Origin of the sequence: Streptomyces sp. GC420 (genome assembly GCF_009916105.1) — a bacterium.
Taxonomy (GTDB): domain Bacteria; phylum Actinomycetota; class Actinomycetes; order Streptomycetales; family Streptomycetaceae; genus Streptomyces.
The window spans coordinates 1-13,388 of sequence record NZ_JAAAXQ010000226.1 but is presented as its reverse complement, the minus strand read 5'-3'; the positions used below and the strand labels follow the sequence as shown (position 1 = coordinate 13,388).

General features: G+C 74.7%; 11 protein-coding genes. 8 read left to right on the top strand and 3 right to left on the bottom strand.

Going from position 1 to position 13,388, the window contains the following annotated elements; all coding sequences use genetic code 11:
* The first annotated feature begins 8 nt into the window (after positions 1 to 8).
* The 3 genes from GUY61_RS24540 (at position 9) to pcaB (ending at position 5,945) form a co-directional block, all read left to right on the top strand.
* Positions 9 to 1,241 (top strand): ketosynthase chain-length factor, encoded by a 1,233-nt coding sequence (locus GUY61_RS24540; protein ID WP_166632416.1) that lies wholly within the window; start codon positions 9 to 11, stop codon positions 1,239 to 1,241.
* Positions 1,242 to 2,457: 1,216 nt separating this feature from the next.
* Entirely contained in the window at positions 2,458 to 4,497 is a 2,040-nt protein-coding gene (locus GUY61_RS24535) for an FAD/NAD(P)-binding domain-containing protein (RefSeq protein ID WP_166632415.1), read from the top strand.
* Complete coding sequence (gene pcaB, locus GUY61_RS24530) at positions 4,494 to 5,945, top strand: 3-carboxy-cis,cis-muconate cycloisomerase (RefSeq protein WP_166632414.1); 1,452 nt, start codon at positions 4,494 to 4,496, stop codon at positions 5,943 to 5,945. Before GUY61_RS24535 ends, pcaB begins: the two co-directional genes overlap by 4 nt.
* A gap of 288 nt (positions 5,946 to 6,233) precedes the next feature.
* Here the strand turns inward: pcaB and GUY61_RS24525 are convergent, their stop codons facing one another.
* Positions 6,234 to 7,202, bottom strand: a complete 969-nt coding sequence (locus tag GUY61_RS24525) for an alpha/beta hydrolase (protein WP_166632413.1) — start codon at positions 7,200 to 7,202, stop codon at positions 6,234 to 6,236.
* Between the two features lie 107 nt (positions 7,203 to 7,309).
* Entirely contained in the window at positions 7,310 to 7,627 is a 318-nt protein-coding gene (locus GUY61_RS24520) for a putative quinol monooxygenase (protein ID WP_166632412.1), read from the bottom strand.
* Positions 7,628 to 7,771: 144 nt separating this feature from the next.
* Between GUY61_RS24520 and GUY61_RS24515 the strand changes: the two genes are divergently transcribed.
* From GUY61_RS24515 to GUY61_RS24505, 3 genes are all read left to right on the top strand, one after another.
* Entirely contained in the window at positions 7,772 to 8,677 is a 906-nt protein-coding gene (locus GUY61_RS24515) for an AraC family transcriptional regulator (protein ID WP_166632411.1), read from the top strand.
* Positions 8,678 to 8,837: 160 nt separating this feature from the next.
* A complete protein-coding gene (locus GUY61_RS24510) occupies positions 8,838 to 9,587 on the top strand; it encodes an SDR family oxidoreductase (protein WP_166632410.1) in 750 nt (249 codons plus the stop codon).
* Positions 9,588 to 10,412: 825 nt separating this feature from the next.
* Entirely contained in the window at positions 10,413 to 10,916 is a 504-nt protein-coding gene (locus tag GUY61_RS24505; RefSeq protein ID WP_313896835.1) for a hypothetical protein, read from the top strand.
* A 228-nt stretch (positions 10,917 to 11,144) separates the two neighbouring features.
* Here GUY61_RS24505 and GUY61_RS24500 read toward each other — a convergent pair whose 3' ends face one another.
* Positions 11,145 to 11,729, bottom strand: coding sequence for a helix-turn-helix domain-containing protein (locus GUY61_RS24500; RefSeq protein WP_166632409.1), 585 nt, complete (start codon positions 11,727 to 11,729; stop codon positions 11,145 to 11,147).
* A 117-nt stretch (positions 11,730 to 11,846) separates the two neighbouring features.
* Between GUY61_RS24500 and GUY61_RS24495 the strand changes: the two genes are divergently transcribed.
* Both GUY61_RS24495 and GUY61_RS24490 read left to right on the top strand, forming a co-directional pair.
* Positions 11,847 to 12,683 (top strand): DMT family transporter, encoded by an 837-nt coding sequence (locus GUY61_RS24495; RefSeq protein WP_166632408.1) that lies wholly within the window; start codon positions 11,847 to 11,849, stop codon positions 12,681 to 12,683.
* A 46-nt stretch (positions 12,684 to 12,729) separates the two neighbouring features.
* The gene (locus GUY61_RS24490) at positions 12,730 to 13,377 is read left to right on the top strand and encodes an FMN-binding negative transcriptional regulator (RefSeq protein WP_166632407.1); all 648 of its coding nucleotides are present in this window, start codon (positions 12,730 to 12,732) and stop codon (positions 13,375 to 13,377) included.
* Positions 13,378 to 13,388 lie beyond the last annotated feature (11 nt).

The following is a 13,388-nucleotide window of genomic DNA, read 5'->3' as shown; positions in this document are numbered from 1 at the left end:
CAGCCACACTGGACCGTCCCGCCGCCCGGCCGGGCACCCCCGCCACCACCGGCCCCGTCGTCACCGGCATCGGCGTCGCCGCACCCAACGGGCTGGGCACCGAGGCGTGGTGGGCGGCGACCCTGCGCGGCGAGAGCGGCATCCGCCCGGTGACCCGCTTCGACGCCTCCCGCTACCCGGTGCGCATCGCCGGCGAGGTCCCCGGCTTCGTCGACGAGGACCACCTGTCCAGCCGGCTGCTGACACAGACCGACCGGGTCACCCGGCTGTCCCTGGCCGCGGCCAAGGAGGCACTCGACGACTCCCGCACCGACCCCGCCGCGCTGCCCGAGTACGGCGCCGGCGTGGTCACCGCCTCCTCCGCGGGCGGCTTCGAGTTCGGGCAGCGCGAACTGCAGGCCCTGTGGTCCAAGGGCGGGCAGCACGTCAGCGCCTACCAGTCCTTCGCCTGGTTCTACGCCGTGAACACGGGTCAGATCTCCATCCGGCACGGGCTGCGCGGCTCCAGCGGCGTCGTCGTCACCGAGCAGGCCGGCGGCCTGGACGCGGTCGCACACGCCCGGCGCCAGATCCGCAAGGGCGCCCGGCTGATGGTCACCGGCGGCGTCGACTCGGCGCTGTGCCCGTGGGGCTGGGCCGCCCACCTCGCCACGGACCGGCTGAGCCCGGCCACCGACCCCGCCCGCGCCTACCTGCCCTTCGACGCCGCCGCCGGCGGCCACGTCGTCGGCGAGGGCGGCGCCCTGTTCGTCCTGGAGAACGCCGCCGCCGCCCGCGAGCGCGACGCCCGCGTGTACGGCACGTTCGCCGGATACGCGGCCACCTTCGACGGCCCCGGCACCCCGCGCCTGGGCGACGCCGCCCGGCTGGCCCTCGCCGACGCCGGGCTGCGCCCCGACGAGATCGACGTGGTGTTCGCCGACGCGGCCGGCGAACGCGCCGCCGACCGCGCCGAGGCCGAGGCGCTCGCCGCCCTGTTCGGCCCGCGGGGCGTCCCGGTGGCCGCGCCGAAGTCGATGACCGGGCGGTTGCTCGCCGGCGGGGCATCCCTCGACGTGGCCGCCGCCCTGCTGTCCCTGCGCGACCAGGTGATCCCGCCGACCACCGGGACCGCCGAGCCCGCCGCAGACTGCCCCGTCGACCTCGTCACCGCCCCCCGTCGGATCCCCGTCCGCCACACCCTCGTCCTGGCCCGCGGCCGGGGCGGCTTCAACTCGGCGGCCGTACTGAGCGCGGGCTGAACCGGCCCGGCCCGCCCGCCGGGAGCCCCGGGGCGCCGGGAAGGGCGCGCGACGACCGCTCCCGGGCCGCCCGCCGGGCGCTCTCGCGGCGGGCGGTCGGGCGGGTCCGCCGTCGGCATCACGCCCGGCCCGGCATCCGGGCAGGCCACGGCACGCGCGGCGGCGGCCACTGCTTCGAGAACGCCGCCGCCGGCCCGGCATACACGTCGTCACCGGCAGCCGCCGGGGCGCGCACTCCCGCGTCGCGGCCTCGTCGCCGACCACCCGCACGCCGCCGGGCTCGCCGTCGCGACGGCAGGGTGGTGGCCACGGCCCGGGCGGCCCGCCTGCCGGCCGGCGCCGCCTTGCCCGGGCGCGGCGGTCCCGCGGGCCCCGGGCGAACCCCGTGGCACTGTCCCCCCGCCCCGCCGGCCCGGCGCACACGTGGTCACCGGCCCGCCGAGGGCGTAGGCGCGGGCAGGGCGCGACCGCCTCAGCCCGCTGAAAGCGCCTCCGCGCCCTCCGCGCCGCCTCCCGCGCGCGTTGCCGTGGCCGCCACCCCACCGGGCGGGACCGGCCCGGTGCTCGACCTGTGGGCCCCCGAACGGACGGCAGAGCCCGCGACCAGGTTCCGTACCGCCCGCCGGGCCCCGGCGCCCGCGCGGAGCGCACCCGGCCGCCGCTCCCCGTACCCTGGCCGACCCGGTGCACCCGCACCGGCACGACACCTCGCGCGGCCGCCGCCGGTTCCGGCACTCCCCACCGGGACGGCGCACGCCTGCACCGCAGCCGTCACCGCCCCGTTCGCGGACCGTGCTCGCCCGGGTGCCGTCCGGCGGGTGACGACCCCGACCGGACGCCCACCCGCCGGCGGCTTGTCGCCGGCCCGGCGCACACTCAGCCGTGCGCTTTCCACGGCACGGGCACCGGCGGAGCGAGGCACGGTCCGTCCGCAGCCCGCCCGGGCGTGTCCCGCGACCAGCCCGATGCGGCCCGCATCGCATGCCGCCGGTCGCCGCGGCCGCCCTGACCTTTGGAACGGCGACGCCGCCCCGGCCCGGCCCCAGGCCTGGGGCCGGGTTTCCAGCCGGATGCGAGCGCCGGTTGAGTGCCCCGGCCGACGGTGGCTGCGGGAAGGAGGCGCTGTGGACGGTACACACGAAGACGACCGTGCCGGTTCGCCGGGTTCCGCGCCGGGCGACCGATGACAGGCGGCCGCGCCGCGTGGAAAGGCCCGGTGAACAGCGGGCACATGGCCGTCTGCCTCGTCGGTGCCGGGCCGCGTGGCTTGTCGGTGCTGGAACGGCTCTGCGCCCGTGAACGCAAGTCCCCGCGCTGGGACGCGATCACCGTGCACATCGCCGATCCCGCCCCCGCCGGCGCGGGCAGGGTATGGCGGCCCTCGCAGTCCCGGCACCTGCTGATGAACACCGTCGCCTCGCAGGTCACGGTGTACACGGACGCCAGTGTCAACATCGACGGGCCGCTGGAGGAGGGGCCGAGCCTGTACCAGTGGGCCAGGGCCGTGGGATCCGGTGTGACCACTCCCGGCCCGCACCTGGCCTACGACGACGACACCATCGCCGAGGCACGGGACACGGGACCGGACGCGTATCCCACCCGCGCCCTGTACGGCCACTACCTGACCTGGGCGTTCCGGCAGGTCACCGCGAACGCGCCCGCGCACATGACGGTGCGTGTGCATCCCGTGCGTGCGGTCGCCCTGGAGGACGGCGAGGGCGCCCGAACGGGCGGCGCCGGCCCGCAGACGGTGGTGCTGGAGGACGGCACCCGGCTGGCCGGGCTCGGTGCGGTGGTCCTGGCCCAGGGGCACGTACCGGCCCGGCCCACCGCCGCCGAACAGGAACTGGCCGCCTTCGCCGGCCGCCACGGCCTGACCTACCTGCCCCCGGTCAACCCGGCGGACGCCGACCTGTCGTCCGTCGCGCCGGGCGAGAGGGTGCTGCTGCGCGGTCTGGGCCTGAACTTCTTCGACTACATGGCCTTGTTCACGTACGGCCGGGGCGGTGCCTTCGAACGCCGGGGCGGCCGCCTGGTCTACCGGCCCTCGGGCCGCGAGCCACGCCTGTACGCCGGTTCGCGGCGCGGCGTGCCCTACCACGCGCGCGGCGAGAACGAGAAGGGCGCCCACGGCCGCTACACCCCCCGGCTGCTGACGGCCGATCACGTCGCCGCACTGCGCACGTCCGCCACCGGGACGCGGCCGGTGCGGTTCGGCGACGATCTGTGGCCGCTGATCGCGCGGGAGGTGCAGTGCGTCTACTACGAGGCCTTACTGGCCGCACGCGGAGACGATCCGGACCGGGTCGCACGGTTCGCCGCCCGGTACCTGCACGCCGCACCGGGACCGCAGGAGGACCTTCTCCTCGAGGCGGCGGGCATCGGCCCGGACGACCGCTGGGACTGGGAACGCATCGCCCGCCCCTACGGCAGCCGCGCCCTCACCCGTCCGGCCGCCTTCCGCGGCTGGCTGCGCGGCCACCTGGACGACGATGTGCGCGAGGCCCGCCGCGGCAACGTCGGCGGCCCGCTCAAGGCCGCCCTGGACGTGCTGCGCGACCTGCGCAACGAGGTGCGGCTCGCCGTCGACCACGCCGGCCTCGACGCCGCCTCGCACCGCGACGAACTGGACCGGTGGTACACACCGCTCAACGCGTACCTGTCGATCGGCCCGCCCGCGTCGCGCATCGAGGAGATGGCCGCGCTCATGGACGCGGGCGTCCTGGACGTCACCGGTCCCGGCATGCGCGTGAGCGCCGGCGTCCACGCCCCGGACGGGCCATGCTTCACCGCGACGTCGGACCGCATTCCCGGCGTGCGGGTACGGGCCACCACGCTGATCGAGTGCCGGCTGCCCGGAATCGACCTGCGCCGCACCGCGGACCCGCTGATGAACCAGCTGCTGCACACCGGGCAGTGCCGCCCCTACCGCATTCCCGGCAGCGACGGCCAGGACTACGAGACCGGCGGCCTGGCCGTCTCCGGGCGGCCCCACCACCTGGTGAACGCCCACGGTGCGGCGCACCCGCGGCGCTTCGCCCACGGCGTTCCCACCGAGTCGGTGCACTGGGTGACCGCGGCGGGGATCAGACCCGGCGTCGGCTCGGTCACGCTGGAGGACTCCGACGCCATCGCGGCGGCCGTCCTCGCCCTTCCCGGCCTGCCGGCCGCCTCCCCGCCGCAGCAACCCGCCGTCAGGGCCCGGGCCCTCACGGTCGCCCCCAGGACCACCACCGGCGCGAGGACCTCCGCATGACGACGACACAGGACTCACCGCCCGCAGGCGGCACGATCTCCCGCTTCCCGGAGACCGGACTGCTCTGCCCGGTGTGGGCGGGCACCCCCGTCGAGGCGGCGGTCAGCGACACCGCCTGGCTGCAGGCGATGCTCGACGCGGAGGCGGCCCTGGCCCGCGCCCAGGCACGCTGCGGAACGATTCCCCGGGACGCCGCCGAGGCGATCACGGCCGCGGCACGCGCGGAGAACCTCGATCCGCGCGAACTGGCGCTGGCCGCACGCCGCACCGCGAACCCGGTGGTCGGCCTGGTCGAAAGGCTCCGGGCGGTGGTGGCCGCCCGCTCACCCCGGGCCGCCGAGTACGTGCACCGCGGCTCCACCAGCCAGGACGTCTTCGACACGGGCGCGATGCTGGTGGCCGCCCGGTCGCTGCGCCTGATCCTGGACGACCTGCGGGCCGTGGCCGAGGCACTGGCCCGCCTTGCCGCCGGGCACCGCGACACCGTGATGGCGGGCCGCACCCTCACCCTCCACGCCGTGCCCACCACCTTCGGACTCAAGGCGGCCGGCTGGCGGCATTTGGTCTTGGACGCGGCCGATCGGCTGCGGCACGTCGCCGACCACGGGCTGCCCGTCTCCCTGGGCGGCGCGGCCGGGACACTGGCGGGCTACCTCCAGCACGCGGGGCCCGGCGCCGCCTGCGAAAGCGTCCTGGACGACCTGACCGCCGCCTTCGCGGACGAGACCGGCCTGGCCGTCCCAGTCCTGCCCTGGCACGCGCTGCGCACCCCCCTCGCCGACCTCGGCGCGGCCCTCGCCCACACCACCGGCGCCCTCGGCAAGATCGCCGCGGACGTGCAGGTGCTGGCCCGTACCGAGGTCGGCGAGGCGGCCGAGCCCGCGGCCGCGGGCCGGGGCGCGTCGTCGGCGATGCCGCACAAGCGCAACCCCGTCCTCGCGACGCTGATCCGCTCGGCGGCGCTGCAAGTGCCCGCCCTCGCCTCCGTCCTGACGCAGTGCCTGGTCACCGAGGACGAACGCGCAGCAGGCGTGTGGCACGCCGAATGGCAGCCGCTGCGCGAGTGCCTGCGGCTGACCGGCGGCGCCGCGCACACCGCCGTCGAACTGACCCGAGGGCTCACGGTCCGCCCCGAACGCATGCGCGCCAACGCCGGGGCGACCGGCGGACAGATCGTCTCCGAGCGCCTCAGCGCGGTACTCGCACCCCGCCTGGGTACGCCGGCGGCCAGGGAACTGCTGACCCGGGCGTCCCAGCAGGCGGCGGCCGCCTCCCGCCCGCTGGCCGACATCCTGGCCGAACTCCCGGCGGTGAGCGCCGCGTTCACCAAGGACGAGCTGGTCGAGCTGCTGGACCCGGCCGGATACACCGGCGCGGCCGGCCCCCTGGTCGACCGGGCACTGACCCGCCCCTTCGCCTCACCGGACACCGCACCAACCGCACGGTGAACCCGCCCGCCGGCAGGCCGCCGCACCGCCGGGAACCGGAGGACCACCGCGACCGGGACGGGTGATCTCTGCGGCCGCGGGACCGGGGCGGCCGAGGGGGGCACGTGAACAGGCAGAGCCGGGTGGACGCGGTGGGCGCCGGGAGGCCGCACGGCCGTTGCCGAAGGCGGCGGTGACGGCGCTGGGGCAGTGGTGGTCCGCGCGCCGTCCTGTCCGGACGGGACGACGGGCGCGCACACGGCCACCCGGTGGTTGTCCACCTGCGGCGTCATACGGCGTCATGCGGCGTCATGCGGCGCGGTTCGGGGTCAGGAGCCGGGCGAGCCAGTCGGTGCGGGTCCGGCGGGCTGTGGCCGAGATGTGCGCCTGCGGGTACAGGGCGTCGAACCCGTGGAAGCCGCCCGCCCAGACGTGGAGTTCGGCCTGGCCGCCGGCCGCCCAGATGCGGGTGGCGTAGTCGGTGTCCTCGTCGCGGAAGACTTCGGCGGAGCCGGTGTCGATGTAGGTGGCCGGCAGGCCCGAGAGGTCCTCGGCCAGTGCCGGCGAGACGTACTCGGACACCTCGTCGTCGGTGCGGTCGCCGAGGACGGAGCGCCATCCGAACTCGTTCATCTCGCGGGTCCAGACGCCGGGGTCGCCGGAGTACTGGCGGCTGGAGGTGCTGGTGTTGCGGTGGTCGAGCATGGGGCCGATGAGCACCTGCGCGGCGATCGCCGGGGTGCCGAGGTCGCGGGCCAGCAGGGTGACACCGGCCGCGAGACCGCCGCCCGCGCTGGCGCCGGCGACGACGATGCGGGCGGGATCGACACCCAGGTCGTCGGCGTGCTCCGCGACCCACAGCAGCCCCCGGTAGCAGTCGTCGACCAGGGTCGTGCCGGTGGCCTCCGGCGCCAGCCGGTAGTCCACGGAGACCACGACCGCGCCGAACTCGTCGAGCCACTCCAGTGGAATGTCGATCTGCGAGAAGCGATCCCCCATGACCATCCCGCCGCCGTGCACCCAGTAGACGCAGGGCGCCCCTGCTGAGCGCTCGGCCCTGGCGGGGCTGAAGACCGACAGGGGGATCCGCTCGCCGTCCGGACCCGGAACGGTGACCTCGCGTCGGTCGATCACGCGACCTTCGAGGAGGGGTTCGACGGGCATCGACGAGAAGGGGCGGACCTGCGCCAGCACTTCCGGGCCGAGCTGCGGCATCAGGGGCATGCCGGCCAGCAGTTCACGCAGTTCGGGGTCGAGGGCGGGTCGTGCCGTGGTCATGGTCATCGGCCTTTCGCGGGGTGGTGCCGGACGTTGGGACGAGGATGGGGGCGCCTCGGCGCCGGGGCGGCCGGCCGGGAGATCGGTCCGGGGGGCGGTCCGGCGGCTCAAAAGGCGGCCCTGCCGCGGACCGGGACGTAGTCGGTGTACTCGGGCTGCCCGGCCAGCAGCTCGTCGACCTGCGCCACGATGGCCCGGGCGGCCTCGCCGGCGAAGATCCGGTGGTGGTCCTCCTCGCTGGTCCAGCCCTCGGTGACATGGACGACGTCCGGGTCGGACGCGGAACGGGAGACCAGGTAGACGACGCAGTGTCCGCTCGCCCCGGGGCTGCCCTCGTCCAGGCCGGTCAGCAGCAGGTCGACGAGCCGGCCACCCATTCCGGGCCTGGCGGTCAGGGTGGCATTGAAGCCGTAGTGGGCAATCATGGAGTCCCTCTTCTGCGGTGATGGAGTGAGCTGACCCCATTCAACGCCCCTGACCTGCGAAAACGTTACAACGATGCTCGCTCGTACTTGCACGATCCTCGCGGACGCGGGAGCCGTGCCACGCAACGGTGCTGCAATGGACGCATGGCCCTCGAAGAGCTCCGCACCCTGCTGGCCCGGCACGCCCGCCCCGACTGGACCACCGCCATCGACGGTGTCCTCATCTCGAGGGTCGACCGGCCCGATCCGCCGTCGCCCTCCATGTCCGGCACGGTGCTCGCCGTCATCGCCCAGGGCGCCAAACGGCTCGTGCTGGGCGACCGGGTCCACGAGTACGGCCCCGGGCAGTACCTGGTCGCATCCGTCGACCTGCCCGTCACCGGACAGTTCACCCGGGCCGAACCCGAGCAGCCGGCCCTCGGCTTCGGTCTCACGCTGGAACCGTCCGCCGTCGCCGAACTGCTGCTGCAGGCCGGGCCCGGAGACACCACCCGCACCGGCCCGGGCACGCCGCCGGGGCTCGCCGTCGGCGACGCCCCGCCCGCCCTGCTCGACGCGGTGGTCAGGCTGCTGCGCCTGCTCGACGAACCCCGCGACCGCGCCGTACTGGCCCCGCTGGTCAAACGCGAGATCCTGTGGCGCCTGATCACCGGCGAGCAGGGCGCGACGGTGCGCCAGCTCGGCCTCGCCGACAGCGGCCTCAGCCACGTCTCCCGCGCCGTGCGCTGGATCCGCGAGCACTACGCCGAGCCCTTCCGGGTCGAGGACGTGGCACGCCTGTCCGGCATGAGCCTCTCCGCCTTCTACCGCAACTTCCAGGCGGTGACCGCCATGAGCCCCATCCAGTTCCAGAAGCAGATCCGGCTCCAGGAGGCCCGGCTGCTGCTCGCCACCCACCCGGGCGACGTCACAGGGGTCGGCCACCGCGTCGGCTACGACAACCCGTCACAGTTCAGCCGCGAGTACCGCCGCCAGTTCGGCGAACCCCCGAGCCGGGACGCGGCGCGCCTGCGGAACACCGTACGCACCCCCGCGGGCGTCCTGCCCTGAGCGGGCCTGCCTCGGCCACGCAGGAGGATCGTGCAGGAGGAAGCGAGGATAGTTCTACTGTTTTCGCAGGTCAGAGCGATTCAATGAGGTCACCGGTTCTCCCGCGGAGCAGGAAGATGCCTGTCCGCCGCGGATCCCACCACATCGCAAGGACCACGGCATGAAGACAGTTCTGATCACTGGTACCTCATCCGGATACGGGCGGGCGACCGCCCTCTACTTCCACGCGCGGAGATGGAACGTCATCGCCACGATGCGCACGCCGCGCGCGGGCGTCCTGCCGGAGTCCGACCGGCTCCGCGTCGTCGGGCTCGACGTGACCGAGCCCAGGACCATCACCGACGCGTTCGAGACAGCGGGACCCATCGACGTCCTGGTCAACAACGCGGGCGTCCCGTCGATCAGCGTGTTCGAGGGCACTCCCATGGCCCGGGTGCGGGAAGTCTTCGAGACCAACACGTTCGGCGTGATGGCGACGACGCAGGCGGTGCTGCCCCAGTTCCGCGAGCGCGGCTCCGGCGTGGTGGTCAACGTGACCTCCAGCGTGGTGCTGGGACACATGCCGCTCTCGGCCGTCTACAAGGCGAGCAAGATGGCCGTCGAGGGATTCACCGCATCCCTCGCGCTCGAGCTCGCACCCTTCGGCGTGCAGGCGAAGACGGTCGAGCCGGGCGCCTGCCTGACGACGAACTTCGCAGCCAACGCGACGAACGGCGCGCCGCTGGACGAGCTGGTCCCGGCGCCCTACGCACCGTGGGCGAAGAAGGCCATGGACGACTTCACGGGCCAGGACCTGTTCACCGAGGAGAGCGACGTCGCAGAGGCGGTGTGGCGAGCCGTGCACGACACGACCGGTCTGCTGCGCTTCCCGGCCGGCCCCGACGCGGTCCGGCTCGCCCAGGCGAAGTGATCAGCCGGCAGGCAGGGCGACGCCGCACTGATGCCACAAGCCGCCCCCCGGCGCCTCCGCACGGGGCCGGCCCGCTGTCCGGCACGCCGTCCGACGAACCCGGCCAACACCGTCACCGCCTCCCACAGCGCCGGGGCGGCCGACGCGACCGGCCGGCAACTCGACGTCGCCCACTGGGGTTTGCAGTTGGTCCGGCGCGCGGCGGGGCCGCCGTCCGGCTGCGCCGGGGCCCGGACCGGCTGACAGCTGCCCACCGCTCCGGACCCCTGCGGGTACCGCGCGCCGCCCCGCCCGGCCGGGGCGAGCACCCGGCCTACGCGCTCGTGGCTGGCTCGGACCTCCCCGGCGACTCGGGGCGCGGGCCCGCCCGGTTGGGCGGGGCCCGCGGGGTGGCCGCCGGCGCCGGCCCTCCGACCGGCGGCGGCTCCTCCCGCTGCTTTCCGCTCCCACGACGCCCCCGGCCCGATCCCGCGCTCTTCCCGGGCCGTTCACACCGCGGTGAACCGTTCGGCGGCATCCCAGAGTCCGCCTTCGCGCCGCGGGTCGTAGGACTCCCGCGAGGAGCGGCCCACACGGTCGCGGTCGACGTAGGATCCGCTCGGCGCCCGCGTCGCGCCGAGGACGACATCGGCGAGGCAGCGGCGCGAAGAACCCCTCGACCCAGGTCGTCGGCGCCCTCGCCCGAGCCCTTCAGCTCTCCCGCGCCGAGCGCGACCGGCTGTACCGAAGCGCCGGGCTCCTGCCGCCGCAGGACGGGACGGTCGGCACCCATGTGCCCCGGGCATCCAGCGGCTCGCTGCGCGCCTCGGCGACATCCCGGTCGGCGTGTTCACCGCCGACTGGACCCTGGTGTGGTGGAACACCATGTGGAGCGCCCTGCACAACGACCCCGCCGCCCTCCCGACCGCCGAACGCAACCTCGCCCGTGCGCTCTTCGGCAACGGCGCCGCCCACGCCTCGATGCTTCCCGTCCGCTCCGAACGCGGACCGGACGCCTTCGCGGCGTCGATCGTCGCCGACCTCAAGGACGCCGTGTCCCGCTATCCCCAGGACACCCGGCTCGATCGTCTCGTGCGGGAACTGCGGGAAACGTCCGACGCCTTCGCCCGCCACTGGGCCACGGAGACGGCCGCCGCCCAGCACACGACCGATCGCAAGACAATCCGGCATCCGGAGATCGGCGACATCCTGCTCGACTGCGACGTCCTCGTCGTCCCCGGCGCCGACCTGCGCATGGTCGCCTACACGGCAGCGACCGGAAGCAGCGACGCCGGGAGACTGGACCTCCTCCGCGTCACGGGTGGCCGTGCCGCCACCGCGCCCCGCTGACCGGCGGCCGCTGCAGGCCGCGGTTCGGGGGCAGAGCGGCGCGCGGCGCGTCAGCGGCGCCGGCGGGCGCCGAGCCGGGCGGCCTGGTGCGCCAGGTGGGTCGCGCTCGGCGAGGCCGGGTGCCTTCCGGGCCGCCTCGGCGTACGGCCGTGCCGCCGTCGCATGTTTCGGATCGCTGCTGTTTCGCGTGGCGACGCCGATGCGGCGCCCGTGCACGTCCTACGCGGGTCATGTTGTGGAGGCCGGGCCCGGCGGCAGGTGGACCGTCATGATCAGGTGGCAGGTTTCGGTGCCCGCGCCCCGGTAGGTGTGGGGGGCGTCGCCGTCGAAGGCGGCGGTCTGCCCGGCGTCGACGGTGTGCTCGTTGCCGTCGACCACCAGGGTCATCCGGCCGGAGGTGACGCTGACGGTTTCCACGACCCCGGCCTGGTGGGGATGGCTGGCGTACTCCTCGCCGGGTTCGAGTTTCCAGCGCCAGACCTCGGTGGGGGCCGGGCCCGATGTCGTCAGCATGAGCCTGGCTTCGCTGCCCCGTGCCCCGGTCCACAGCGGTGCCAGGATGTCGGCGGACACGACACGAACGTGCCCTTCGGCCCGGCCCTCCAGCAACGCGGAGACCGGGATGCCGAGGGTGTCGGCCAGCCGGACCAGGGTGGCGAAGTTCGGATTGCCCTGCGCCTTCTCCAGTGCCACCAGGGCGCCCTTGCTGACCTGGGCGCGCCGGCCGAGTTCGTCGAGGGACAGGCCGGCGCGGGTGCGGGCCGTCCTGACGTTGTGCGCGAGTGTCCGCAGAGCCGCGGCCGTCTCGGCCATCCGATCACCATCCTCACACCGTGGGCCAGTGCACTGCACCGCTCGGTCGTTTGGTTGACACTCGCCGGTCGGTGCGTTGTACGGTTCAGTCGTTCCATTGATAGTAAGGGATGTACCGTGATCGCTCTGCTGCTGGCTCTGGGCAGCTCCCTCGCCTACGGATGCGCCGACTTCCTCGGCGGCCTCGGCGCCCGCAAAGCCCACGTCCTGCGCACCGTGATGATCGCCGCCCCGGCCTCTCTCGCGGTCGAGCTGCTGCTGTGGCCGGTGCTCGGCGCCTCGTTCAGCACCCGTGCCCTTGTCTGGGGCGCCGCCTCCGGAGTCGCGTCGGCCGCCGCGTTCGCGCTGCTCTACCGCACGCTGGCGATCGGTCCGATGAACGTGCTCTCGCCGGTGACCGCCCTGGTATCGGCCATGCTGCCGGTCGGCGTGGGAGTGTTCCAGGGCGAGCACCTGGGCCCGGCCGGGCTGGTGGGGCTGCCCCTGGCGCTGGTGGCGGTGGTGCTGGTCAGCGCCGGACACGGCGCGGGGGCGGCGCGCCCGTCGCGTGCGGCGCTGCTGTCGGCCTTCGGCGCCGGCACCGCCGTCGCCCTTCAGCTGATCTTCCTGCACCAGGCGCCCGCCGACAGCGGAGTGGCCCCGCTGATCATCGGCCGGGCGGTCTCCTCCGCCGTCACCCTGGCCGCAGCCGGGCTGATGCATCGCAGGCTCGGTCCCGAGCGGCCCGCGTACGCGACGTCGATCACCGCTGGGGTGCTGGACTCGGTGGCGAACCTGCTGTTCCTGCTCGCCGCCCGCAGCGGGGATCTCGCCGTCGTCGCCGTGATCACCGCCCTCTACCCGGCCGGCACCGTCCTGCTCGCCCGCACCGTCCTGGCCGAGCGCATCCATCGGGGCCAGCTCGTAGGTCTGGGAACCGCCGCCGTCGCCGTGAGCCTCCTCGCACTCACCTGAACCCCTTCCGCTGCCCGCCCCAGTCCTGTCTCGCAAGGAGTACCGCATGTTCATCCAGCCCTGGGACGCCGGCCTGGACGCAGCCGAGTGGCAGACCTGGATCGCCGGCGGACACGACTTCGGCCTCCTGAGCGTCAATGGCCTGCCCGGCCGGGCGCCCGTCGCCGTCCCCACCCACTTCACCAGTGACGGACCCGACCTGCTGGTCCACCTCGCTCGCCCCAACCCGGTCTGGAAGGCGGTCGAGAACGACCCGAACGTCCTGTTCACCGTCTTCGGCGACTACGCCTTCATTCCCGGCCCCTGGCGGGCCAAGGCCGGCACCCCGCCCGCCGACGGCGTCCCCACCAGCTACTACACGGCCGTCCAGTTCACCTGCCACGCCCACATCATCGACGAGCCGGAGGCCAAGGCGGAGCTGCTGCGCCGTCAGCTCGCCCACTTCCAGCCCGACGGGGACCACGCCCCCGTCGCCGTCGGCCGGCCGCCCTACGGGCGGATGCTGCCTGGCATCCGCGGCCTGCGCCTGGAAGTCACCGACGTGCGGGCCAAGTTCAAGTACGACGACCACAAGCCCGTCGAGCAGCGCACCAACGTCGCCGACCGCCTCACCGAACGCGGCCAAGGGCTGGACGTGCCCACCGCCCGCCAACAGCTGCGCCGCCTGGACCGCACCGGCCCCTGGAAACCCTGACCCACCCGCCC

Bases quoted from the DNA above. Each gene is read 5' to 3' on its own strand.
- GUY61_RS24515 (WP_166632411.1), top strand. From the start codon at position 7,772: ATGGCCCTCGAAGAGCTCCGCACCCTGCTGGCCCGGCACGCCCGCCCC.
- GUY61_RS24500 (WP_166632409.1), bottom strand. From the start codon at position 11,729: ATGGCCGAGACGGCCGCGGCTCTGCGGACACTCGCGCACAACGTCAGG.
- GUY61_RS24520 (WP_166632412.1), bottom strand. From the start codon at position 7,627: ATGATTGCCCACTACGGCTTCAATGCCACCCTGACCGCCAGGCCCGGA.
- pcaB (WP_166632414.1), top strand. From the start codon at position 4,494: ATGACGACGACACAGGACTCACCGCCCGCAGGCGGCACGATCTCCCGC.
- GUY61_RS24490 (WP_166632407.1), top strand. From the start codon at position 12,730: ATGTTCATCCAGCCCTGGGACGCCGGCCTGGACGCAGCCGAGTGGCAG.
- GUY61_RS24525 (WP_166632413.1), bottom strand. From the start codon at position 7,202: ATGACCACGGCACGACCCGCCCTCGACCCCGAACTGCGTGAACTGCTG.
- GUY61_RS24510 (WP_166632410.1), top strand. From the start codon at position 8,838: ATGAAGACAGTTCTGATCACTGGTACCTCATCCGGATACGGGCGGGCG.